This is a genomic window from Hymenobacter jeollabukensis (genome assembly GCF_005771675.1).
Lineage (GTDB): Bacteria > Bacteroidota > Bacteroidia > Cytophagales > Hymenobacteraceae > Solirubrum > Solirubrum jeollabukense.
This window is the reverse complement of record NZ_VAJM01000001.1, coordinates 756,928-780,381: the sequence shown is the minus strand read 5'-3', so window position 1 is coordinate 780,381 and position 23,454 is coordinate 756,928. Positions and strand designations below refer to the sequence as shown.

Annotated in this window: 22 protein-coding genes; 20 read left to right on the top strand and 2 right to left on the bottom strand. The window is 65.0% G+C overall.

Annotation, left to right across the window (positions count from 1 at the left end; translation table 11 throughout):
* Nucleotides 1-95: 95 nt before the first annotated feature.
* The 12 genes from hutU to FDY95_RS03325 all read left to right on the top strand — a co-directional run bounded on the left by hutU (nt 96) and on the right by FDY95_RS03325 (nt 9,336).
* Nucleotides 96-1,859, top strand: a complete 1,764-nt coding sequence (hutU, locus tag FDY95_RS03380; protein WP_138075290.1) for a urocanate hydratase — start codon at nt 96-98, stop codon at nt 1,857-1,859.
* Nucleotides 1,860-2,001: 142 nt separating this feature from the next.
* Nucleotides 2,002-2,316 (top strand): hypothetical protein, encoded by a 315-nt coding sequence (locus FDY95_RS03375; RefSeq protein ID WP_171025511.1) that lies wholly within the window; start codon nt 2,002-2,004, stop codon nt 2,314-2,316.
* Nucleotides 2,298-2,705, top strand: a complete 408-nt coding sequence (locus tag FDY95_RS03370; RefSeq protein ID WP_138075288.1) for a type II toxin-antitoxin system VapC family toxin — start codon at nt 2,298-2,300, stop codon at nt 2,703-2,705. The genes FDY95_RS03375 and FDY95_RS03370 overlap by 19 nt, the downstream gene beginning before the upstream one ends.
* 115 nt (nt 2,706-2,820) lie before the next feature.
* Entirely contained in the window at nt 2,821-3,387 is a 567-nt protein-coding gene (locus FDY95_RS03365) for a hypothetical protein (RefSeq protein ID WP_138075287.1), read from the top strand.
* Between the two features lie 120 nt (nt 3,388-3,507).
* Nucleotides 3,508-4,242: an NADPH-dependent F420 reductase gene (locus tag FDY95_RS03360; RefSeq protein WP_138075286.1), complete on the top strand. Its 735-nt coding sequence runs from the start codon at nt 3,508-3,510 to the stop codon at nt 4,240-4,242.
* Nucleotides 4,243-4,804: 562 nt separating this feature from the next.
* The gene (locus FDY95_RS03355) at nt 4,805-5,521 is read left to right on the top strand and encodes a hypothetical protein (protein ID WP_138075285.1); all 717 of its coding nucleotides are present in this window, start codon (nt 4,805-4,807) and stop codon (nt 5,519-5,521) included.
* 390 nt (nt 5,522-5,911) lie between these two features.
* Entirely contained in the window at nt 5,912-6,430 is a 519-nt protein-coding gene (locus FDY95_RS03350; protein ID WP_171025510.1) for an anthrone oxygenase family protein, read from the top strand.
* A gap of 329 nt (nt 6,431-6,759) precedes the next feature.
* Nucleotides 6,760-7,386: a hypothetical protein gene (locus tag FDY95_RS03345; RefSeq protein ID WP_138075283.1), complete on the top strand. Its 627-nt coding sequence runs from the start codon at nt 6,760-6,762 to the stop codon at nt 7,384-7,386.
* 18 nt (nt 7,387-7,404) lie between these two features.
* Entirely contained in the window at nt 7,405-7,827 is a 423-nt protein-coding gene (locus FDY95_RS03340; protein ID WP_138075282.1) for a hypothetical protein, read from the top strand.
* A gap of 79 nt (nt 7,828-7,906) precedes the next feature.
* The gene (locus FDY95_RS03335; protein WP_138075281.1) at nt 7,907-8,224 is read left to right on the top strand and encodes a GNAT family N-acetyltransferase; all 318 of its coding nucleotides are present in this window, start codon (nt 7,907-7,909) and stop codon (nt 8,222-8,224) included.
* 386 nt (nt 8,225-8,610) lie between these two features.
* Entirely contained in the window at nt 8,611-8,802 is a 192-nt protein-coding gene (locus tag FDY95_RS03330; protein ID WP_138075280.1) for a cold-shock protein, read from the top strand.
* Nucleotides 8,803-9,144: 342 nt separating this feature from the next.
* Nucleotides 9,145-9,336 (top strand): cold-shock protein, encoded by a 192-nt coding sequence (locus FDY95_RS03325; protein ID WP_111476180.1) that lies wholly within the window; start codon nt 9,145-9,147, stop codon nt 9,334-9,336.
* 70 nt (nt 9,337-9,406) lie between these two features.
* Here FDY95_RS03325 and FDY95_RS03320 read toward each other — a convergent pair whose 3' ends face one another.
* A complete protein-coding gene (locus tag FDY95_RS03320) occupies nt 9,407-10,339 on the bottom strand; it encodes an NmrA family NAD(P)-binding protein (protein WP_138075279.1) in 933 nt (310 codons plus the stop codon).
* Between the two features lie 141 nt (nt 10,340-10,480).
* Here FDY95_RS03320 and FDY95_RS03315 point away from each other — a divergent pair, with 141 nt between their 5' ends.
* The 5 genes from FDY95_RS03315 (at nt 10,481) to FDY95_RS03295 (ending at nt 14,551) form a co-directional block, all read left to right on the top strand.
* Complete coding sequence (locus FDY95_RS03315; protein ID WP_138075278.1) at nt 10,481-11,089, top strand: GrpB family protein; 609 nt, start codon at nt 10,481-10,483, stop codon at nt 11,087-11,089.
* A 304-nt stretch (nt 11,090-11,393) separates the two neighbouring features.
* Nucleotides 11,394-12,266 (top strand): SDR family oxidoreductase, encoded by an 873-nt coding sequence (locus FDY95_RS03310; RefSeq protein WP_138075277.1) that lies wholly within the window; start codon nt 11,394-11,396, stop codon nt 12,264-12,266.
* A 162-nt stretch (nt 12,267-12,428) separates the two neighbouring features.
* Complete coding sequence (locus tag FDY95_RS03305) at nt 12,429-13,562, top strand: DUF1624 domain-containing protein (RefSeq protein ID WP_171025509.1); 1,134 nt, start codon at nt 12,429-12,431, stop codon at nt 13,560-13,562.
* A gap of 158 nt (nt 13,563-13,720) precedes the next feature.
* Complete coding sequence (locus tag FDY95_RS03300) at nt 13,721-14,179, top strand: hypothetical protein (RefSeq protein WP_138075275.1); 459 nt, start codon at nt 13,721-13,723, stop codon at nt 14,177-14,179.
* A 177-nt stretch (nt 14,180-14,356) separates the two neighbouring features.
* Nucleotides 14,357-14,551 (top strand): cold-shock protein, encoded by a 195-nt coding sequence (locus FDY95_RS03295; RefSeq protein ID WP_111476184.1) that lies wholly within the window; start codon nt 14,357-14,359, stop codon nt 14,549-14,551.
* A 173-nt stretch (nt 14,552-14,724) separates the two neighbouring features.
* Here FDY95_RS03295 and FDY95_RS03290 read toward each other — a convergent pair whose 3' ends face one another.
* Nucleotides 14,725-16,284 carry a flavin-containing monooxygenase gene (locus FDY95_RS03290; RefSeq protein ID WP_138075274.1) on the bottom strand — a complete coding sequence of 520 codons (1,560 nt, stop codon included), beginning with the start codon at nt 16,282-16,284 and terminating at the stop codon, nt 14,725-14,727.
* Between the two features lie 346 nt (nt 16,285-16,630).
* Between FDY95_RS03290 and FDY95_RS03285 the strand changes: the two genes are divergently transcribed.
* The 3 genes from FDY95_RS03285 (at nt 16,631) to FDY95_RS03275 (ending at nt 23,321) form a co-directional block, all read left to right on the top strand.
* Nucleotides 16,631-19,330: an outer membrane protein assembly factor BamB family protein gene (locus tag FDY95_RS03285; protein ID WP_138075273.1), complete on the top strand. Its 2,700-nt coding sequence runs from the start codon at nt 16,631-16,633 to the stop codon at nt 19,328-19,330.
* Between the two features lie 160 nt (nt 19,331-19,490).
* Entirely contained in the window at nt 19,491-20,225 is a 735-nt protein-coding gene (locus FDY95_RS03280; protein ID WP_138075272.1) for a hypothetical protein, read from the top strand.
* 162 nt (nt 20,226-20,387) lie between these two features.
* The gene (locus FDY95_RS03275) at nt 20,388-23,321 is read left to right on the top strand and encodes an endo-beta-N-acetylglucosaminidase (protein WP_138075271.1); all 2,934 of its coding nucleotides are present in this window, start codon (nt 20,388-20,390) and stop codon (nt 23,319-23,321) included.
* Nucleotides 23,322-23,454 lie beyond the last annotated feature (133 nt).

Genomic DNA, 23,454 nt, shown 5'->3' with positions numbered 1-23,454 from the left:
GCCCGCCGCCAATTGAGCCGCCGCAAAACGGGCACCACGCGCCGAAAACGCTATATTCGCCGTTCCACCCGAACCCCCGATTCACTCCCCTCGTCATGTCGCATTCCGCTCTCGACACGCCCGAACTCAACCTCGAAGCCACCAGCAAATCCTCGGCCATCGGCAAGAACGCCCAGCGGCCCATGTACTACGAGTACAAGCCCACGGAAACGGTGAAGGCCCAGCACGGCACCACGCTGCGCTGCAAAACCTGGGAAGCCGAAGCGGCCCTGCGCATGCTCGAAAATAACCTCGACCCGGCCGTTTCGCTGGTGTACGACGAGCTGATTGTGTACGGCGGCGCCGGCCGCGCGGCCCGCAACTGGAAGGAGTTCCAGACCATTGTCAAGAGTCTCAAGGAGCTGGAAGCCGACGAAACCCTGCTGGTGCAGTCGGGCAAGGCGGTGGGCGTGCTGCGCACCTGGGCCCACGCCCCGCGCGTGCTCATTGCCAACTCGAACATCGTGCCCGCCTGGAGCACCCAGGAGTACTTCGACGAGCTGGACCGCATGGGCCTGATGATGTACGGGCAGATGACGGCCGGCTCCTGGATTTACATTGCCACCCAGGGCATCCTGCAAGGGACGTATGAAACCTTCGCCGCGGTGGGAGACAAGCACTTCGGCGGCACGCTGGCCGGCACCGTCACCATCACGGCCGGCCTGGGCGGCATGAGCGGCGCGCAGCCGCTGGCCGTGACCATGAACGACGGCGTGTGCCTGGTCATCGAGCCCATTGACGCCCGCGTGAAGCAGAAGGTGCGCGAAGGCTACGTCGACGAGCAGGCCCGCGACCTGGACCACGCCCTGGAGCTGTGCGCGCAGTACAAAGCCGCCCGCCAGGGCTGGAGCATCGGCCTCACCGGCAACGCCGCCACGGTATTGCCCGAGCTGCTGGCCCGGGGCTTCAAGGCCGAAATCGTCACCGACCAGACCTCGGCCCACGACCTGATGGACTATATTCCCGAGGGCGACATCGACCAGGTGCTGCAGCTGCGCAAGGACCAGCCCGAGGAGTTCAAGCGCCAGGCCCTGGCCTCCATCGTGAAGCACTGCCAGGCCATTATCGACATGCAGGCCGGCGGGGCCGTGGCCCTCGACTACGGCAACAACCTGCGCGGGCAAGCCGAAAAAGGCGGCCTGCGGGTGCGCGACGAAAACGGGCAGTTCCTCTACCCCGGCTTCGTGCCCGGCTACATCCGCCCGCTGTTCTGCGAGGGCAAAGGCCCCTTCCGCTGGGCCGCCCTCAGCGGCGACCCGCAGGACATCCTGCGCATCGACCGCGCCCTGCTCGAAACCTTCCCCGACAACAAGATGCTGGCCCGCTGGATCGAGAAGGCCCAGGCCAAGGTGCCCTTCATCGGCCTGCCCGCCCGCGTGTGCTGGCTGGGCTACGGCGAGCGGGAGAAATTCGGCCTGGTCATCAACGACCTGGTGGCCCGCGGCGAAGTATCGGCCCCCATCGTCATCGGCCGGGACCACCTCGACTGCGGCTCCGTGGCCTCGCCCAACCGCGAAACCGAGGGCATGAAGGACGGCTCCGACGCCGTAGCCGACTGGCCCCTGCTCAACGCCCTGGCCAACTGCGCCAGCGGCGCCGACTGGGTGAGCCTGCACAACGGCGGCGGTGTGGGCATCGGCAACAGCACGCACTCCGGTATGGTGATAGTAGCCACCGGCACCCCCGAAAAAGCCGAGCGCCTGCGCCGCGTCCTCACCACCGACCCCGGCATGGGCGTCTTCCGCCACGCCGACGCGGGCTACGAACTGGCCCAGCAGGTAGCCGAGGAGCGCGGGGCGAAGATTCCGGGACTGGAGTAAAGTGTCATCCGCACGATGTAGAGACGCAACCTTGCGTCTCCTCGTTGAACGACTGACGTCCGCATGATGACCCAAGCGGTGCGGACGACAAGGCGCAAGGTTGCGTCTCTACATCGTTCTTTAAACCGTCCAGCGGCGGCCGGTGGAATATTCCGCCGGCCGCCGTTGTTGCTTTCGTATCTTCCAGAAACAACCAGTTCAGACGATGACACTCGTGCTTGTAGAAGTCCCCGATAAAGCTGCCGTCGAGATTCTCCGGCTACAAAAGAATGTACGCGTGGTGGGTATTATAGAGCAATCGGGCGATGCGTATGAAGGAGTAAAGAAGCTGCCTTTAGCCCAGCCCTCACCCAAACCTTCAGTGGCTTCTCTCATCGGAAGCCTTTCGCCTGAGTCAGCGAAGCGGATGCTGCAACAAAATGCTGAACTGCGCGACGAATGGGAGCGGGAATCCTAATTGACACGAACGCAGCAATTGAGTTTCAAAGCCAGTTGCTGCCGCCTGCCAGTCTACAATGGATGGTGCAGGTGATAGATGGAGGTACTGCATTCCTGTCGGTTATCAATCGAATAGAATTGCTGATCAAGCCGGCCAATGCTGCGGAAGAGGCGGCGTTGCTTCAGTTTATTGGTCTTTGCACCGTGCTGCCGCTCGACGAGCCGGTCATTCAGCAAACCATCCGGTTGCGCCAGCAGCACCGCATCAAGCTCCCCGACGCCATCATTGCCGCCACTGCCCTGGCTCACGGCCTGCCGCTGCTCACCCGCAACACCAGCGACTTTGGCGCCGTGCCCGGCCTGCAAGTGCTGAACCCGCACGACGCCGGGCAACTGCCGCCGCTGTGAGGCTTCAGGTGTGTTGCCACAACGAGTACTGGTTTTATATTCGGTTGATAGAGTAGAACATAACTGCTGATAATAAACTTTCGCTGAATAGTTAATTTTTAAAGGATATAAGTAGATGAAAAATATTTTGGCATTGATTGCGCTTTGTTTATTTTCTATTGCCGCTAAGGCGCAAAGTGGGGCTGCTACGTTGGTGGATACTCTTTATTCTGCCTTTAGGCCAGAGGGTGATGATGTAGAAACTGTGGTAAGGAAGCTGCCGGAATACAAAGCGGAATCTTGTTTGTTCAGCTTGCTAGACGATATTATACGACATGACAAGGCTTGTAAACGGGAAGTAGGCTACTACTTTTCATGCGCTAAAGTCGAAGAAAAAACAGTAGTTAAAATAAGTCCGGTTAATTTTAATAGAATAGTTCACGGAAAGTATTTTGGCTATTTTGTCTATGGTAACAGAAATTTCTTATGCTATGGTGATACACGTTATTTTGTCTCCAAGAAGCTGCTAGGCACTCCGCTTGTGTTGACTTCATTCATATCGGAATATCCTCAAATAGCTGATATTTATCTTGGCGGGGATACAAACGGTATGCTGAGGGCTTTTAGCTGCAATAATGAAAAGCAGTATGCGCTGATTAAAACGTGTATAAGTCCAGTTAGAAAGGAAGCAACACAGAAGTAGGGTAGTAGTGGTCCATCTAGTTAACTGTCCACCCAGCCCCACCAAACAATCCCCCCACCTCCGCTGTCTACCTGCCTGAACCTGCGCCGGCCCCCGGCCGGCGCTCAAACGTAGACAACCATGAACATCGGAATCATTGGCGCCGGCCACATCGGCAGCGCCCTGGCGGAGCGGCTTACGGGCCTCGGCCATACGGTATACATTGCTAACTCCCGTGGGCCGGAAACCCTGAAGGACGTGGAGCAGAAGACGGGCGCCAAGGCCGTCACGGCGGAGGAAGCGGCCCGGCGCGGCAGCGACATCGTGGTGGTGACCATCCCACTCAAGAACATTCCCGATCTGCCCAAGGACCTGCTGGCCGCGGTGCCGGCGGACGTGCCCGTTATCGATACCAGCAACTACTACCCGTTGCTGCGCGACGGGAAGATTCAGGAGCTGGAAACGGGCGACTTGACCGAGAGCGAGTGGGTGCAGCAGCACCTGGGGCGCCCGGTGGTGAAGGTGTTCAACAACATCTACGCCCACCACATCGTGGAGAAGGGGCAGCCCGCCGGCACGCCCGGCCGCATTGCCCTGCCCGTGGCCGGCGACGATGCCGCCGCCAAGCAGAAAGTAATGGCCCTGGTGGACGAGCTGGGCTTCGACGCGGTGGACGACGGCACGCTGCGCCAGTCGTGGCGGCAGCAGCCGGGCGGGCCGGTGTACGGCAACGACTTGCCGGCCGATAAGCTGCGGGCGCAGCTGGATAGCCTCGGCACCGAGCGCACCGAGGCCCAGCACGCCGAGTTCCTGGCCAACCACGCCAGGATGGAGCAGGGCATCCGGCAGCAGATGCAGCAGTCGTCGGCGGAGTAGCTGGTGGCTGGCCGCTGGCTGGCGCGAGCTTAGTGCCCGGGGACGGGCCTAGCGGGGGAGGTGCTGCCTCCCCGGCCGCATTACTGCCAAACCGTTACCAACGCCGCCCGGGGAAACCCGGGCGGCGTTGTTCGTTTGGGCGGGGGCGTACCGTTTGCCGGGGCCAGCGGCCCCGGGCTGCCGGCCCGCGCCTGCTTGGGCGCGGCGCGGCCGGCAACGCCGTGGGCAGCGGTCCGGAAAACCTCGGATACCTCGCGGACGCTTCCGCGAGGCACCCGGAAAACTTCGGGTGGCCCGTGGAAGCTTCCGCGAAGCACTCGGAAAACTTCGGGTGGCCCGCGGAAGCTTCCGCGAGGCACCCGGAAAACTTCGGACGGCCCACGGAACCTTGCGCGAGGCATCCGGAAAACTTCGGGGGGCCCGCGGAGACTTTCGTGGGCCGGCCGGGAAACCTCGGGTGGCCCGCGGAAGCTTGCGCGAGGCTTCCGCGGTTTTTCGGTTGGATAATTCAGCTATTGTTGGTAGCTAGAAGGAAGTTTAACCTTCACTTACCTACCTTTTTATGTTGTCGTTCGACAAAATTTTTGGCGACTGGTTTGCGGATGATTCCATCAGCAACCAAGACTTGGAAGCCGGCACCCGGGACCACCTGGACCGCCTGCGCAAAGGCAACGAGGCCGGCCGCTTCGACGGGCTCATTGCCGGCACGGAGGCCCGCTTCACGGCCTACTTCGGGCACCGCAGCGACGCCAGCACGGGCCTGAGCGCCGGCAAGGGGCAGACGCTGACGCTGGAAGCCGCCCGGGATACCCTGCGCAAGTGGATTACCGGCGAGGGCCGCGAGGACGTCCACTACAAAATCAAGGACGAAGCCCAGCGGCTGCGCTTCTACCCCAACGGGGCCACGGAGTACCACAAGGCCGACTACGCCGAGTGGCCCGGCCTGCTGGAGCGCTTCGACCAGGCCCTGGCGGAGCTGGGCACCAAGTTCGACGCCAGCTTCAAGACCACCTACACCCAGCACCGCGACGCGCTGCTGGCGGCCCTGAAGGCGCAGAGCGGGCAAAAGAAGGTGCAGGCCGACGCCCGCGTGGGCACCAAGGCCGAGCGCGCCCTGCTCACCCGCCAACTCTCGCGCAACGCCCGCCAGCTGGGCCTCGACTTCGAGGAGCAGCCCGCCCTGGCCCTGACGTTCTTCGACCGGAAGTTCTTCAACCAGCACCAGCCCGCCGACGCGGCCAAAACGGCCGTGCCCGCGTCCCGGCCCGCGCTGAACTAAGCCGCCGGGCCGCCCGGCCCGCACCCCGTCGCCCCGCTTATTCTCGTTCGATTCTACCTATTGCACGCACGCCGGCGCCCGGCTTCCCACTTGCGGAAGCCGGGCGCTTTGGCGTATAGGGGAAAGCGTTGATTGGGCCTGAGGACGCTGGGGGCGGTGAACGGTGACCCATCAGCACGTCATGCTGAGCTTGTCGAAGCATCTCTACCGCTTCGTCAGATACAATTCAACGAAGCGGTAGAGATGCTTCGACAAGCGGACGCCAGATCAAGCATGACGTTCGGGTGTTGGCGACACGCCCCGGCCCCAAACCGGGGCCGGCCCATCTTGGCCGATACGTACAAGTTCCGGGGCGGCCGGGGGCGGACTTTTGTCGAAAAACCAACCGCTATGAAACGAACCCTGCTTTTCGCCTCCCTCATCGTGGCCTCGGGCCTGCTGCTCACCAATATCTACACCTCGCTGGTGGATGCGCCCGCCTGGGGCCACGACATTCCCCGCTCGATTCAGACCGCCCGGGACTACTACCGGGTGTCGAACCCCGGAAACTTCTTTCGCGTCTTTTCGCCGCTGAACCAGGGCCTGGCGCTGCTGTGCGCGGCCCTGTTCTGGAAGCGCGGCCGGCCCACCCGCCACCTGCTGCTGCTGGCCCTGCTGCTGTACGTGGGGGCCGAGGGCATGACGTTCAACTACTTCTATCCGCGCAACGCCATCCTGTTCGGGCCGCAGGTGACGGACGTGGCCACCCTGCAGCGCATCTGGCAGGAGTGGAGCGCCATGAACTGGGTCCGCACGCTGGTCGTGGCCGGGGGCATTGTCTGCTCGGCCCTGGCCCTGCACCGCAGCTATTTCCCGGCCCTGGCCGCACGAGGAGCGGAGCGGAAGGGCGTGGCCATAGGCGCTGCCTAGCGCCCGGCCCGGCGGCCAGCGAAAATAGGTTTGTAGAAACGCGGATTCGCATCTGGTCGGGCGTGCCGTTTACTGAGCAGAAACGAATAAGTATCCCTACAATGCTTCCCGCACGGCCCCGAAACGGTTAACTCCCACTTCGTCAACCAGCAGCGCAGCTGGAAGCGGTTCCGCCGCCGCCAGTGGAAGGATTGAGCCGGAGCCCCGGCTACCCGCGCCGCCCCGAAAAACCGGGGCGTCGCTTTTCGTTCGGGCCGGCTACCTGAGGTCGTTGGCCTTATTCAGCTCAATGCGGACTAATATTGTCGCCGCAACCCTGGCCCTGCCCGATGCGACTACCACTCAAAACCTACCACTACTGGACGGGTGTCCTGTTGTCCGGGTTCATCCTGGTTCACCTGGCCAATCACCTGGCGGCGCTCGGGAGCGTGCAGGCGCACCAGGTGGTCATGACCGCGCTGCGCCGGATGTACCGGCATCCGGTGGTCGAAACGGGTTTGCTGCTGGCCGTAGTGGGGCAGGTATTCACCGGTCTGCGCCTGTACTGGCGGGGCCGCCGGCAGCCGCCGTGGCCGGTGGCGGAGCGGGTTCAGATTCTCTCCGGCCTGTACCTCGCCTTCTTTCTGCTGGTACATACCGGGGCGGTGCTCACCGGCCGGGCCGTGTTTGGGCTCGATACCAACCTGTACTTCGCGGCGGCGGGCATCAACACCTTTCCCTTTAGCCTGTTTTTCGTCCCGTACTACTTTCTGGCCGTCACGGCCGTCTTTCTGCACCTGGCCAGCCTGCACTACCAGAAGGGCCGCGGCCTCTGGGGCGAGGCCCGCGCGCGGCGGCAGGCCGTGGGCATTGGCGGCGCGGGGGTGCTGGTGGCCTTGCTCATCCTGTTTGCCATGACCAACCGCCTGCAGGGCCTGCCCATTCCCGCGCCCTACCTGCGGACCTTGGGCAAGTAAAGCGGCTCGTTTATCCCCATGAAATACCTTCTTACTGCCCGAGCTGCGGCCCACGGGATGCTCCTTATTCTGAGTCTCATCGTGCTGTTCCACCTTTTGATTCTAACGGGCGTTATTCCGTTTGCCATCGTGTGGGGCGGGCGCCTGAAAAGCCACCAGCAGATGCTGTCGTTCGAAACCGTGTCCATCGGCCTGAACCTGCTGATGCTGGCCGTGGTGGCCCTGGCCGCGGGCCGGCTGCGGCTGCGCGTCAATTCCCGGCTGATAACGGGCGCGTTATGGCTGATGACGGCCCTGTTTCTGGCGAATACCGTGGGCAATCTGCTGGCCCGGACCGCGCTGGAGCAGCTGGTCTTTACCCCCTTGACGCTGTTGCTGGCCGTGTTCAGCTTCCGCCTGGCTATGGATCGGAAAAAAATTACCGTGCCTGCCAGCGCCTAGCCGGCCCCGCTGCCTGCGGAATGTTGTAGCACCTGCGCCAGTTGAGCGCGCGTATCAAGCTCCTCCCTTTCACCGACCGATGAAACCCGAATTTCAAGCCCTACCGCTCGTCGACAATAGCGGCAGCCACCGCTTCGAGCTGACCGTGAACCACGCCACCGCCTTTATGGAGTACGGCGACCGGGACGGCGCCCTGGCCCTGTTCCATACCGAAGTGCCGGCGCAGCTGGAAGGGCAGGGGGTAGGCACGGCCATCGTGGAAAAGGTGCTGGCCGAAGTCGAGCGGCGGCAGCGGCTGCTGATTCCGCTGTGCCCCTTCGTGACGAGCTACCTGAAGCGCAACCCCGAGTGGCAGCGGCTGGTGGCACCCGCTTATCAGCGCTGGTTTCAGGGGTAGGGTGCGTGTGGGCCATGCGTAACAAGAACGTTTCGGGCACCTGGCCCGCTTCGGCCGCCGGTTCGGCTGCCTGCCTTTTCATCTGAGGGCGGTTGCGCAATCGACCGGAGGATGAACCGCTGACTGGTAGCGGCTTGGGTCAGAGGATAGGTGCTTATTTGATTTAAATAAGCTGTTTTTGAACTTAGTTTAGGTACGCCCCGTTAAGCCCATTGTAACCTGCTGCCAGTCGCCGCACCCTCCCGCAACCGGGCTTGTCAGTCGCCGCGCCGCGAGTCACGCATTTTCAGGCAAGTTGCCTCGTTTCACCTACCTCCATTCGCTTGCAGAATCACCGTAGCGTTCCGTTGTCAGTTGCTTTTTGTACTCTCTTTTCCTAAAGCATCATGTCAACAGGAACCGTAAAATTCTTCAATGAAATCAAAGGCTTTGGTTTCATCAACGACACCACCACCGGCGAGGACGTTTTCGTCCACGTAACCGGCCTCATCGACGAAATCCGTGACAACGACGCGGTACAGTTTGAGGTAGAGCAGGGCCGTCGTGGCCTGAATGCCGTCAACGTACGTCGCGCCTAGTTTCGGCCGCCGACAACAGCAGAGCAGCACCCCTCGGGTGCTGCTTTTTTGTGCCTGCCGGGGCCGTCAGCGCGGTTTTGCCCGGGCGCAGCCCGGGAGTCGTGGTGGCCCCGACGGGCAGTATTTAAAGTAGCCGCCGACTGAACTTTCCCCCCCAACGGCCGGTTTGACACCCGTAACGCGACCTGAAAGACCGGGCAAACCTGTGAAGGCCGGAAATAAAGGCGTATGTTTACACTGTTTAAGGCAAGTTGCCTCGTGTTACCTACCCCCCTTCGCTTGACGAACTACCGTAGTGTTCCGTTGTCAGTTGCTCGTTTTTCACCTTTTTCCTAAAGCATCATGGCAACGGGAACCGTAAAATTCTTCAATGAGACCAAAGGTTTTGGTTTCATCAATGACAGCACCACCGGCCAGGACATCTTCGTCCACGTAACCGGTCTGATCGACGAAATCCGCGACAACGACAAAGTCGAGTTCGAAGTGGAGCAGGGCCGCAAGGGCCTGAACGCCGTGAAAGTTCGTCGCGCCTAGTCCGAGCGACTACCGCACAAAAAAAGCAGCACTCCCACCGGGAGTGCTGCTTTTTTTGTGCCCGGCGGCGTTAGCGCCGCGTGGCCAGCAGCTCCGGCACCGTGGTCCAGCGCATGTCCGGGTAGCGGTTGTTGTCGAGCGGCTCGGCGAGTTTGGCCTGGCCGGTGAGCATGTTGTGCAAGTACTGCATGCCCTGCCAGGGCGGAAACACCTCCTCGCGGGCCGGCATCAGGGCGCGCGTGACCTTGATCATGCCCGCGAGCATGCCCAGCCCGCCGACGCGGAACAGGTGGTAGGGCTGGCCGGTGGCGGCCGTGGCGGCGGCCTGCAGCCCGCGGATGCTGCGCACGTCGCCGGCCACGCGCAGGTAGCGCGGCGTATCAGGGTCGAGGGCGGCGCGGGCGGTGAAGGCGGCCGTGTCGGGCATGGTGGTCACGTCCAGGGGCTGGTCGGCGTCGCCCCAATAGATGATCAGGCGCGGGCCGGGCTGAATCAGCGGCGCCTGGCCCTTGAGCAGCTCCATGAACATGCCGTTGAGAATGGAAGTGGCCCGGATCGGCGCTTTATCGAGGCGGCGCATAAACTCCCGGCGCAGGTCGAAGTTGCGGTTGGAGCCCTCGGGCAAGTGGGTGAAGTCGGCGGCGAAATCCGAGGGAATGAAGCGCGGCACGCCGGCCGCCACGGCCCCATCGAGCAGCCGCGTCTGGGCATCCACGATGACCTCGCGCAGCCCCGATAGGGCCGACACCACGCAGCCCGCGCCGCGACAGGCTGCCGTCAGCGCCGCCGCGTCGTGGTAATCGACTTCGAGCACCTCCACACCCTGCAGGCGTAGCGACTCCACTTCGGCGCTGGCGCGTCTCTCGGGGCGAATGAGGGCCCGCACCGGGGCCCCGAGCTGGCGCAGGTGGTGGGCAATGAGCAGACCCAGCTGCCCGGTGGCGCCGGCCAGCACCACGGGTGCGGCTGATGAAGCGGCGGAGGCGGAAGAGGGGGAATTCATGAAAGGCGGGAGAAATGGTGGTGCGGGCGCCCGGGGTGGGGCCGCGGCTACAATACCCCCGCGCATCCCGGAAGGTTATGGGCGGGGGCGCGGGCGCAACGGCGGCGGGTGCATATTTGCCGCGGACCTTTCCCACCTGCCATGCCTGATTTCGCGCCTTCCCGACCAGTCGTGCTGGTGCCGTACCAGCCCGGTTGGGCCGTTGAGTTTGCCGCCCTTGCTGCCTGTCTGCGGGCCCTGGTCGGACCGGTGGCGCTTGGCATCGAGCACATTGGCTCCACGGCCGTGCCGGGGCTCAGCGCCAAGGACGTCATCGACGTGCAGCTGACCGTGCCGGACCTGGAAGCGGCGGCGGCGGAGCTGCTGCCGCCGCTGTGGCGGGCGGGGTTTCGGCAGGGGCGGGAGTGGCAGTACGACCAGTTTCACGACCTGCCCGCCGACTCGCCGGAGCTGCGCAAGCTGTACCTGCGCGAGCCGGCCGGGGAGCGGCGCCTGCATCTGCACCTGCGCGAGGATGGCCGCTTCAACGCCCGCTTCGCCCTGCTGTTTCGCGACTACCTGCGCGCCGAGCCGACGGCCCGCCGCGAGTACGAGCTGCTGAAGCAGCGCGCCGCCGCGCTGTTCCCGGCCAGCATCGACGGCTACCTGTACCTGAAAGAGCCGGTGTTTCACCTGATCTACCAAGCCGCCACGCACTGGGCCGCGCTGACGGGCTGGCAACCGGCCGCCGCTGCCGGCGGCGCGGGGTAAAGGCAGGCGGAGTCGCGTCGGCTGGAAACGGGCTGAACCTGTGGGCAAGGAATCAGAACAGTAGTCAAAAGGGCGTCATGCTTCATCTGACGTCCGCTTGCCGAAGCATCTCTACCGCTTCGCCTGATACTAAATTCAACGAAGTGGTAGAGATGCTTCGACTCCGCTCAGCATGACGTTCTGCTGGTCACTGGTAACCAAACTTCCAGACGGAGCCGGTTCTAAGTGCGAATAACGGCTGAGCGTAAAGTATTTGCTCGGCTGCTGCGTCGGCCCTGGCAGCCACCACGTAAGCCTATTTCTGATGCCTGAACTCTCCGATCAAATCGTCCTCGTCACCGGTGCCACCTCGGGCATTGGCGAAGTAACCGCCCGCGAACTGGCCCGTCGCGGCGCCCAGGTAGTGCTGCTGGCCCGCAGCGCCGACAAAGCCGCCGCTACCCAGGCCCGCATCGAGGCGGCCGTGCCCGGGGCGCAGGTCGACGTGCTGCTGGCCGACCTGGCCGACTTCGAGCAGGTGCGCCGCGCCGCCGCCGAATTCAACGCCCGCTACCCGCGCCTCGACGTGCTCATCAACAACGCCGGCCTGCTGCCGCCCGATGAGCGCCGCCGCACGCCCCAGGGCCTCGACTTCAGCCTGGCCACCAACCACCTCGGCCCCTTCCTGCTCACCAGCCTGCTGATCGACCGGCTGCGCCAGAGCCCGGCGGCCCGCGTCATCAACGTGTCGTCGGCCCTACACCAGCAGGCCCGGCCCGATTTCGGGGATTTTCAGCACGAGCGGCACTACGACACCACCCTTGCCTACGCCAACGCCAAGCTCTACAACATCATGTTCACGCAGGAGCTGGCCCGCCGCCTGCGCGCCCATGGCATCGATAACGTGGTGACCAACGCCCTGCACCCGGGCGTGGTGGCCACGGCCTTCGGGGCGGGCGGCAAGAGCATGATGGCGCGGGTGCTGCCCCTTATCCGGCCATTCCTGAGCACGCCGGAGCAGGGCGCCGCCACCACGCTTTTCCTGGCCACCGACCCGGCCGCCGGCCGCAGCAGCGGGGGCTACTACGCCAAGCAGCGGACCCAGGCCGTGAAGAACCCCTTCAACACGCCCGAAAACGCCCGCCGACTCTGGCAGCTGAGCGAGGAACTGACGGGTACTACGCTGCTGAGCGACTAAAGCGGAGGGCGGCGTAAAAGTCGGGGCAGCAGAAGAGGCGGCGGTTTGGCGCGAGCCGCTAACTTGGGCTCCGCCAGACTCCAACGGTCCGGCTTGCTGCCCATGCTCCCTGCCGCCGACGTATCTGTGCCCGTTGCAAATTCCCCTACCGCTGCCGTTCGTGTGCAGGCCATCGACGTGGTGCGCGGGCTGGTCATGCTCATCATGGCCATCGACCACGTGCGCGACTGTTTCAGCCCCACGCCGTTTCGGCCCGAGGACCTGGGGCAGACCACCACGCTGTGGTTTTTCACGCGCTGGATTACGCACTTCTGCGCGCCCACCTTCGTGTTTCTGGCGGGCGTGAGCATCTGGCTGGCCCAGCAGCGCCGCGGCAGCCGCCGGGCCACCAGCTGGTTTTTGCTCACGCGCGGGCTGTGGCTGGTGGCGGCCGAGGTGCTGCTCATCGCGCCGGTGCTGCACTGGGACTACGGCATGATTCTGCTGCAGGTCATCTGGGCCATTGGCTGGGGCATGGTGCTGCTGGCGGGGCTGCTCTGGCTGCCGCGCCCGGTGCTGCTGGGGCTGGCCGCGCTGATTTTGCTGGGCCACGACGCGCTGCCGTTTATTCAGCCCGTCACGGCGCACAACGCGCTGTGGGCCCTGCTGCACAACAACACCTTCGTGCTGGCCCTGCCGCCGCTGCCGCCGCTGCTGGTGGCCTATTCCATCGGGCCGTGGCTGGGCGTGCTGCTGGCGGGCTACCTTATCGGGCCCTGGTTTGCGCTGCCGCTGCCCGAGCGCACCCGGCGGCTGCGTGTGGCCGGCACAGCCGCGTTGCTGCTGTTCGGAGCCCTGCGGGCCACCAACTGGTACGGCGACCCGGCGCCCTGGAGCCAGCAGGCGCGCGGCGCCTGGTACACGGTGCTGTCGTTTGTGAACGTGAGCAAGTACCCGCCCTCGTTGCTGTTCGCGTGCCTCACGCTGGGCGTGGCGCTGTGGCTGCTGAGCGGGGCCGAGCAGCTCAGCAGCCGGCCGGCCCGCTGGCTGCGCACCTACGGGCGGGTGCCGTTTTTCTACTATATGCTGCACCTTCTGCTGATCAGCGGCGGGAGCTGGCTGTGGACGCGTGCCGCCTTCGGGCAGCCCTTTAACCTCGCCTTCTCGACCCCGGCCGAGTGGCCGGCCGCGTATCAGCCCAGCCTGCTGCGCACCTACGTGGTGTGGCTGGCGGTGGTAGGGCTGCTCTACTGGCCCTGCCGCTGGTACGAGGGCTACCGGCAGCGGCACCGCTACTGGTGGATGTCGTACCTGTAGGCGGGCTGCCACCCTTGGCTGGCCTGGCGAGGGGGCGATGAATCCTGGCACACTGGGCAATGCCGCTGAGCTTAAGGCGTTGATTAAGGGTGCCGTAGCGTCATTGCGTGGCTTCGGCACCGGTTGTTTGTGCTCTTATCCACCAAAACCCGGTTTTCATGTATTCCAAACTATTTACGGCCCTGGCGCTGCTGGTCGCCAGCGGCAATGCCCGGGCCCAGACGAACTGCCCCGCACCCGCGCTCAGCGTGTTGCGCGACAACCAGCCCGTGCCCGCCACCGGCAGCGCCCTGGCCCCGGCTGTGACGTTGGAGCTCAAGCCCAATCCGCAGTGTCCGCCCGAAATGCGCTATCAGTTCACCCATGCGGAAGTCACGCTGATGCGTGGTATCCGGCCCGCTACGCCGACCTTGATTGCCGCCAAACCCGAGTTGAGCCTTAGCGCTTTCATGCCGCTGTACCAGGATGGCGACTGGCTCTACATTTTCATCCCTTACAAAAATCTGCGCGTCGTGGGAGCTGATGGCCAGGCCCAGCCTTACACCGCGCCTGTCACCGGGGCCGACAGCAACGCCGACAACGGAATCGGCTTCAGCTGGCCCCTGAGCCGGAAATAGGTTGGGCGGCGCCTCGCGGATCGGCGCAAAACCATCGGTAAAAAATCAGAAAAAATATGTACGTTTACCCCCGTTCAAAGGCAAGTCGCCGCGCATTGCTACCGTTTATTCGCTTGCAGAATTGATAGAGCAGTGTCGTTGTCAGTTGCTTTATTTTCATCACTTTCCTAATGCATCATGGCTACGGGAACCGTAAAATTCTTTAATGAGACCAAAGGGTTTGGTTTCATCAAAAACAATGAAACTGGTCAGGACGTGTTCGTTCACGTAACCGGTCTGATCGATGAAATCCGCGAAAACGACAAAGTCGAGTTCGACGTGGAGCAGGGCCGCAAGGGCGTGAATGCCGTAAAAGTGCGCCGCGTAGCCTAACCTGCACCGAACTCTACGCAGAGTAAAGAAGCATGCCCCAGGCATGCTTCTTTTTTTATGCCCGCAGGATTGGTTGAAAGCCCCTGCCTGGTCCTCGCCGGGCCCGATGAAGCGAAGCAAAACGGCCCGGCGGATGCAGCATCCGCCGGGCCGGCAATTGGTCGGTCAGCTAGCTATGCCAGCGTTTCGGCGGCCTGCAGCTGCTTCACCAGCTGCTGCAGCGGCTGATGGTGGGGCAGCTTGGCGGCCAGCATCAGCAGGCTGCCCATTTCCCGCTCGCCCAGCGGCAGGGGCTGGCCGCCGGTGAAGTGGCGCACGTTGCGCTCAAAGCGCTGGCGGGCGTCGGGCTGGCGGCCGTGGCCTTCGAGGCGGAACTGGGCCGGGGCCAGCATGCCGAAAAACAGCTCGGGCGCCAGCTCGGGGTACCGCTCGATGCTGGGAGCCACGCCCAGGTCGTGCGAAATCATTTCGGCCACTTGCTGGCAGGTGGCGTGGCCGCGCTCCTGCTGCAGCCGCGCTTCGGCCAGGCCCACGGCCATATCGACGGCGGTGGGGGTGGGGTGGGCCCCGCTCCAGCAGGCCGCAATCCAGCGGGCCTGCAGCTCGGCCGTCACAAAGTAGGAGCCGATCTGCTCGTAGAGGCCCATGAAGGCGAAGCCGGGCAGGGCGGGGTGGAAGGTGAAGTGATGCAGCTCCAGGTGTTGGCGGTTGGCGCGCACGGCCCGGCGCAGGTCTTCGTGCAGGAAGGGCAGGTGCAGGTCGTAGCCCGTAGCCAGGATGACGGCGTCGACCTCCAGCACTTCGCCGTCGGTGAGCACGGCCCGGCCGGGGGCGTAGGCCTGCACGCCCGTCACGGCCCGGATGCGGCCGGCCTGTACCAGGTCGAGGTAGTCCTGGCACTGCGACACGCCGGCTTCCATCAGGCTGTCGGCCGGGCGCAGGCCGCCGAAGTCGGCGGGGTTGCCCACGGCGCTCAGGATGAGCTGCTTCAGACCTTCGGCGGCCTCGGCGGGCGGCAGGGCCTGGTTGACGTAGGCCCCGAAGCGGGTGAAGGCCAGCTGGTCGGTGGGCACGCCGTGCATGATTTTGCGGGCGATGTAGCGCGGCTTGCGGGCCGAGGAAACAACCGTAACGGTTTCGTCCTTGGCCAGGTCGCTGGCAATTTCCAGCCCGCTGATGCTGTTGCCGACCACCAGCACCCGCTGCCCGCGGAACTGCTCGCGCCCGCGGTACTCCATCGAGTGGATGACGCGGCCGTGGAAGTGGTCGAGGCCGGGCGTGTTGGGGTAGCGCGGCTTGTTGTAGCGCCCGGTGGCCACGATGACGCGCTCGAACAGCTCGGTGCGCCGCTCCCCGTCCTTGTTCACCGTCCACACCACGTACTGGTTTTCGGGGCCACGGGCAATCAGCTCGACGCGGGTATGAAAGCGCACGTGGGCATCGACGCCGAAATGGTGGGCGTAGTCGTGCAGGTAGGCCAGCACCTCCCGGTTGGTCGGGAACATCTGCGTGCCGGTGGGGTAGTCGTAGTCCGAGAAGGACATCTTGATGTGGCAGGAGTTGGCGTGCATGCCGGGCCACTGCCCGCTGTGGGCCGCGCCCTGCTGCCACTGCCCGCCGAGGGCGCCGCTTTGCTCAATGATGACGGGCGTCAGGCCGTCTTCCAGGAGAGATTTGGCGGCGGCAATGCCGGCCGGACCGCCACCGATGATGGCTACTTGGTTGGTTTTCATAGCAAATGGGTTGGGAAAGAAGCGAAGCCGCCGGACCGTCACGAAGCCGGGTCATTTGGCGATGCAAGTCTAGCGGTATTTAACCCCTATTGTCTATAGCATTTTCATGTGAGCGGGAGCTGGCCGGGCCGACCATAACGGCTCGGCTGTGCTACCACTTCTTTTCTGAGCCCAAGCCCCTGATCTATTCTGGTCAAGGATAATAGCCTGATTAACAAGTATAAATTTGCGGTGCGGGGTCTGCTAAATTTTTGTAAGTTTGTATTTTAAGGAGAAATTATGTACACTCATATATGAGTGCCGACAATTCTCTGCCCTGCTCTGCCTGCCCGAAACCCACATACCTATGTCGCAATCTTCTACTCGCAAGTTGACGCCCGCCCGGCGCTTGCCGGCCGGCTCGGAGCGGTCCTGGTGGCGGCGTTGGCTGGGCGCCGGCCGCGTGGTAGCCATGGGCGGGGGCGTGCTGCTGGCTGCCAGCGCCCACGCCCAGGACGTCATTATCAAGAACGATAAGTCCGAGATTAGCGCCAAGGTCATCGAGATAACCGAAGACCACATCAAATACCGCCTGTCCGACTTCCTCGACGGGCCGCTCTACAACGTGCGCAAGACGGACGTGTGGATGATTATCTACGAGAAGGGCCGGCGGGAAAAGTTTAACGTGCCCGAGCAGACGGCCGCCGCGCCCGTTGCGCCGGCTGCCGCTCCTGCTACGCCCGCTCCGGCTGCCGCCGCTGCCCCGGCCCCAGTCACGGCTGCGGCTCCGGTGGTGGTGCCAGCCAGCCCGGCCGCCCCTGCCGAGCCGCTCGTAGCCGCCCCCGTCGCCGTTGTGGCGGAGGCGCCTGCCGCTCCGGCAGTGGCTCCCGCTACGCCGGTTGCCGCCCCAACCCCGGCTCCCGAGGCTCCGACTGCGCCGGCGCCAGCTACTTCGCAGCTAGCTGTGGCCCAGGAGCGCCCCGCCACGCCCGCACCGGAAGCGGTGCCCGTCGCGGCTCCGGCTGCCCCGGAGCCGGTACCACCCGTGCCCGCGCCGGCTGCCACCGCTACGCCCGCCGCTGAAGCCGTGGCACCCGCGCCCGAAGCGGCTCCTATCAGCCCGGCGCCTACAGCCGCACCGCCGGCCTCGCCCGACGTGGCGGCCACTGGCGGCGGAGAGGCTCCTCCGGCTCCCAACGCCCCGGCTCCCACGACGGCCACTGCGACGGATTCGCCCGCTGCGGTGGCCGTCGAAGCTAATGAGGACACGGCGGCGCCGGAGCAGGACCCGGTACCTACGCGGCTGGCCGATGCGCCGCCCGCGCCGGTGCCGGTACTACCTGCCCGGCTGCGGCGCGAGCCGGCGGCCGACGTAGCTGCGGGGCAGCAGGTGTGGGCCAAGCTCGGCAACGGGCCGGCGCCGGTGAAGTACCTCAACGCCGACGGCAACATCCTCATCCTGAAGGCCAACTTCGTGATGAGCCTGGCCAAGAACACCGGCAAGCCGCTGTGGCTGACCAAGGTGGAGCGCACCAAATCGGCCCACCTGATCGGCAACGGCCCGCTGATTCAGGTGGTGGCCAAGTCGGCCTCTTCCGAGTACCTGCAGTCGTACATTCTCAACTCGGAAACCGGCAAGGCCGTGTACAGCCCCCCGGCGGCCAGGCAGCTGGAAAACCGCATCATCGACGCGGCTCACCTGGTGGTGTGGGAAGCCACCGACGCGGGTACCCGGGCGCTGCTGCTTGACAAGGTGACGGGCGCGCGTCTGCACGAGCTGCCGATTGCGCCGACCTGGGCCAAGGCCGCCCGCATTCTGCCCCTGCCCGACGGCAAGGTGTGCGTGGTGTCGAGCTACGGGGTGACGGCCCTGGACCCGGCCAGCGGCAAGCTGCTCTACAACCTGCCGCTGAAACGCTCGGGCAAGGTGGCGGAGCTGCTGCCGCCCACCGAGCCCACGTTTGAGGTGCTGGAAACGGGCACGCCTGGGCTGGTGTGCGTGCTCCAGAACGGCTACCTCACCGGCGTGAACGTGCGCACCGGGCAGCTCACGGGCGAAACGGAGCTGCCCGGCGCCTTCGTCACCTACCGCGACGCGGGCCCGGACCGGCTGGTCGTCGGCAAGTCGGGCAAGAAGGACAAGGACCTGCTGCTGGCCGTGTACGACAAGCGCAGCTGCCAGGAGCTGCGCACGGCCACGGTCGACATCAGCAACGCGGGCGCCATGCAGCCCATCGGCAACGACCTGTTCGTGGTGAGCGGGGGCTCGGCGGTGAAGCTGGTGGACCTGACCACCCTGCAGCTGAAAGCCGACAAAACCTTCAAAACCAGCGGCGACAACGTGCAGCTGTTCGTCAACGACCAGGGAATCGGCCTGCTCAGCGCCTGCTGCGTGGAGTACTTCAACCCCCAGGGCTACGCGGCCATCGGCAAAACCCGCTACTTCGACCCGGCGGGGCGCGTGAAGCTCAAGGCCGGCGAGGACACCTACTTCTGGGCCAACGGCTACCTGGGCCGGGTGAATCCGAAGAAAGGGGAGGAGACCCTGCTGCTGAAGGACAAGCTGCCCCTGAAGCTGCTCGACAACGAGGCGCCCCAGCTTGAGCTGCTCGACGACGGGCTGGCGGTGGTTACGGCGCAGTCGGTAACCAAGGTGGATTTCAACGGACGCATCGTGTACAACCAGTACTTCACGCCGCCGGTGGTGGTGGCCGGCGCCATTGCGGGCCAGGCCGCCGCGCAGGCGGCCGATGCCGCGGCCAAGGCCAAAGTCCACGCCACCAAGCAGTCGTGGGTGGCCGCGCAGCACGCCTTCGAGGCGGGCAGCAGCGAAGCCGTGTACAGCGGGCCTCGCACGTTTCACACCGAGCTGCGGCACCACATCGTGCTGACCAAGGCTGACAGGGACGAAGTCGGCCGCTTCAAGCTGCTCAAAATCAACAAGGCTACCGGCAAGGTGGAGGGGCAGGTGGAAGTGGAAAACCGCACCCCGGACTACATTTTTGACCCCGTCGACAGCGTGGTATACCTGTTCGACGTGGACTCGGTGCGGGCCTACAAGATTTGAGCCGCTGAGCCCGCCGAAGCAAGCGTCGCCCCGGTTACGGACCTGCCGTGGTCGGGGCAGCGTTTTTCGGGGCAAATTCGGGCGGCCGGCGTACTAAACCGCCCGGCCCGGCAGTTGAGCTAACACGAGGCCGGAGGCACCGCCGGCGCAGCTATAGCTCATGAAATGGTATCTGATTGGGAGCCTGCTGCTGAGCGGGCTTCGCGGCTGCTCGGCGCAACCGGCCGCCCCCGCCGCGCCCACGTTTTCGCCGGCCGACTACCGCCTCCGCCTGCGTGCCCTCGACGCCCGGCGCCAGCAGCTGGGCCGCCGGTACCGGCAGGCGCCCAGCGCCGCCGGGCGGGCCGCCTGCCTGGCCAAAGCGCGCACCCTGTTCCTCGCGGCCCTCGACAGCACCATCTTCCCGGCCTGGGAGGGCACGCCGTGGGCGTTTTACGGGCAGAGCTGGGAGCCCCGCCGGGGCAGCATTGCCTGCGGCTACTTCGTGACGACCACCCTGCACGACGCGGGCCTGCATCTGCAGCGCAGCCTGCTGGCCAAGCAGGCCTCCGAAGTCATCATCAAGAACCTCACCGCCGAAACCTACATCCACCGCTACCGGGGCCTCGACCAGGCCGAGTTCGTGCGGCAGGTGCGGGCGCTCGGGCCGGGGCTTTACGTGCTCGGCCTCGACTTTCACGCCGGCTTTCTGCGCGTGCGCGACGACGGGACCGTGCAGATGGTGCACTCCTCGTACCTAGGCCCGGCCACGGTGACACGCGAAGCCGCCGAAGCCGCTGAGGCGCTGGCCTCCACCTACCGGGTGGTGGGCAAAGTATCGGCCGATGGGGTGTTGCTACGGGCCTGGCTGCTAGGCCGGCCGCTGGCCGTACGCGGCGCTACGGTGCGGAAATGAGCCAACGAGAAATCGGCAGAGCACTTGGCTTGTCCAAAAAGGGGGTAACAAATAGCATATCATAATTTTTGAATGGTTGGACGGTACAAGCAAAGGGGGTAGCCATTACATTGACGACGAATTAGTTGTTAACCCCCTTCTCTCACCACCCCTCACCGTTCGATGAAGCAACTTTACCCTGCAGCGACTCCGGCAGCACCCACTGCCGGCCGTCGCCTGTACCGATTGCGTGCGTACCTGTGGGCCCTGCTGCTGGGGCTGCTGGCGCCGCTGGCGGCGGCCGCCCAGATCGAGCCGGCCGCGCAGTACACCAAGCTGACCATGGCGCAGTTTATGGCCTGGACCACGACCGGCCCGACGGCCATTCCGGCCAACGTGAGCCGGGTGCCGCTGGCCGCCCGCCAAAACGCGCTGGCCCCGCAGCTCAACCCAGCCATGAGCTTCAGCCACAAGGTCAACTACATTCCCGACGGCATGGCCAACTTCGCCGGCTACCTCGGCGAGCAAAACCACTTCAACCTCTACAACTTCACCCACTGGCAGTACATCGACGTGCTGACCTGGTTCGACGGCACGGTGGGCATTCCGACGCGGCCCTGGGTGGAAACGGCTCACCGCAACGGCGTGAAGGTCATCGGCACGGTGTTTACCAGCGCCGCCGACGTGGCCGCCCTGCTGCAGAAAGACGGCAATGGCGCCTACATCGGGGCGCAGAAGCTGGTGGACATGGCCACCTACTACGGCTTCGACGGCTGGTTTTTCAACCAGGAAAACACCCTGAGCACCGCCCAGGCGCTGGAGCTGCGCGCGTTTCTGCAGCGGCTGCAGGTGATTAAGCCCGCCGGCATGGAAATTCACTGGTACGATGCCATGCGCTCCAACGGGGTGCTGGCCTACCAGAACGCGCTGAACGCCAACAACCAGGCCCTGCTGCAGGACGGCACCACGCGCGTGAGCGACGCCATGTTCACCAACTACTTCTGGTCGGGCGCCACCAACATCAACACCTCCGTGACCACGGCCAACGCCATCGGCCGCAGCCCCTTCGACGTGTACATGGGCGCCGACCTCTGGCCCGGCCGCAACCCCCAGGGCCTGTTTGCGCGCACCACCTGGTTCGACAACTACTTCACCAACGGTGACCTGACCCAGCCCCGGCTGTCGGTGGGCCTGTTTGCCACCAACCTGACCTACAACGGCGGGCTGAACAACTTCAACAACAACCCGGCCGACTACGCCAATTTCTACCGCACCGAGCAGCGCGTGTTTGCCGGCGACGATTACGACATCACCACCGCCGACGCCACCGGTTGGAAGGGCCTGGGCTACTACCTGCCGGTGCGCACCGTCATTACCAGCCTGCCCTTCGAAACCTTCTTCTCGGTGGGGCAGGGCAAGGTGTTTGCCAACAACGGTGCCGTGGTGACCAAGGAGTGGACCGACATGGGCAAGCAAAGCCTGCTGCCCTCCTGGCAATGGGCCAAAACCGGCGCCGCCCCCGTCACCGTCGGCTTCGACTTTGACGACGCCTACTACGGCGGCAGCTGCGTGAAGCTGACCGGCAGCCTGGGCGGCGGTACCAGCAGCGCGGTGGTGAAACTGTACCAGACCAAGCTAGCCATTACGGCTGCCAGCAGCTTCGAGGTGGTGTACAAAGCCGCCGCGGCAGGCGCCACCAGCACCCAGCTGCTGCTCTACTTCTCCGACAACCTCGCCGCGCCCGTGGCGCTGGACTTCGGCACCGCCCCCGACGCGCAATGGAACACCCGCACCTTCTCGCTGGCGGCCTACGCCGGCCGCGAGCTGGCCATTATCGGGGTGCAAGCCTCGTCGGCCACGGCCGTGGGTGCGTACGGGCTGAAGCTGGGCAAATTCCGGGTGTACGACGGCACGGCGGCGGTAGCGGCGCCCACGGCGGGCTTTTCGGCCAGCGCCACCCGCGTGGTGGTGGGCGAGCCGGTGACCTTTGCCAACTCCTCGACCGGGGCCAGCAGCTACACCTGGACCTTTGCCGGGGGCACGCCGGCCAGCAGCACGGCCATTCACCCGGCGGTGAGCTACGCCGCGCCGGGCACGTACGCGGTGAAGCTGCGCGCCCAAAGCGCCGCCGGCCGCGACTCGCTCACCCGCCCCGACTACGTGACGGTGGTGCCCGCGGCCACGCCCGGCGGCAATACCGCCCTGCTCTACGACGGGGTGGGCAAGTACGTGGACGCCGGCCCGATAAACCTCAGCGGCACGGCCCTGAGCCTGGAGTGCTGGGTGAAGGTCAACGCCTTCAAAACCGGGGCCCCCTACATTTCCAGCCTGATGGGCATCGAAGACAACGGCGGCGCGGCCATGCTGCGCCTCGGCGACGCGGGGCTGGCGGCCAACCGGGTGCAGTTCGTGCTAGGCGGTGTCAATCTGGCCTCCAACGCGGCGCTGAACGCCAACACATGGTACCATCTGGCCGGCACCTTCGACGGCAGCGCCATGCGCCTCTACGTCAACGGCGTGCTCGACAACAGCCGCACCGGCCCCAGCTCGGTGCTGGCCGACGCGAATTTCTACCTGGGCCGTAACTACGCCAGTTCCCGCTGCCTCGACGGCTCGCTGGACGAGGTGCGGGTGTGGAAGCGGGCCCTTACAGCCGCCGAAATAGCGGCCAACGCCTGCCAGGTGAGCCGCAACGCGGCGGGCCTGGAAGCCTACTGGCCCTGCAACGAGGCCACCGGCTCGGTGGCCAACGACGCCACCGGCCACGGCCACACCGGCACGCTGATGGGCATGGTGCGCAGCGACTGGTCCGACAACGTGCCCACGCAGTGCGCCGGCATTACGGCCGTGCAGTCCGCGCGGGGTGTTTCGGGCCTGCAGGTGCAAGTGCTCGGCAACCCCGCCCACGGCAGCCAGGTCGAGCTGGCCATCAGCGGGGCGCAGGGCCAGCCGGTCCGCCTGGAGCTTCTGAACGCGCTGGGGGCGGTGGTGCGCACGCTGCCGGTGCCGGCCGGCGCCACGCGCGCGACGCTGCCCTTGCCGGCCGCCGCCGGGGTGTACGTGGTGCGGGTGCGCACGGCCACCGGCACCGCGTCGGTCAAGCTGCTGAAACCGTAGCGTTGCGGCTGGCCCAAAGCGTCGGTCGGGGCCTGCGGTGCCGGCAATGGCAGAAGCCGCGGCGCAGCGGCCCGTGCCTGGGCTGCGCCGAAATGCGCAGCGCAGCCCAGTGCAATTACTTGAAAAACAATCA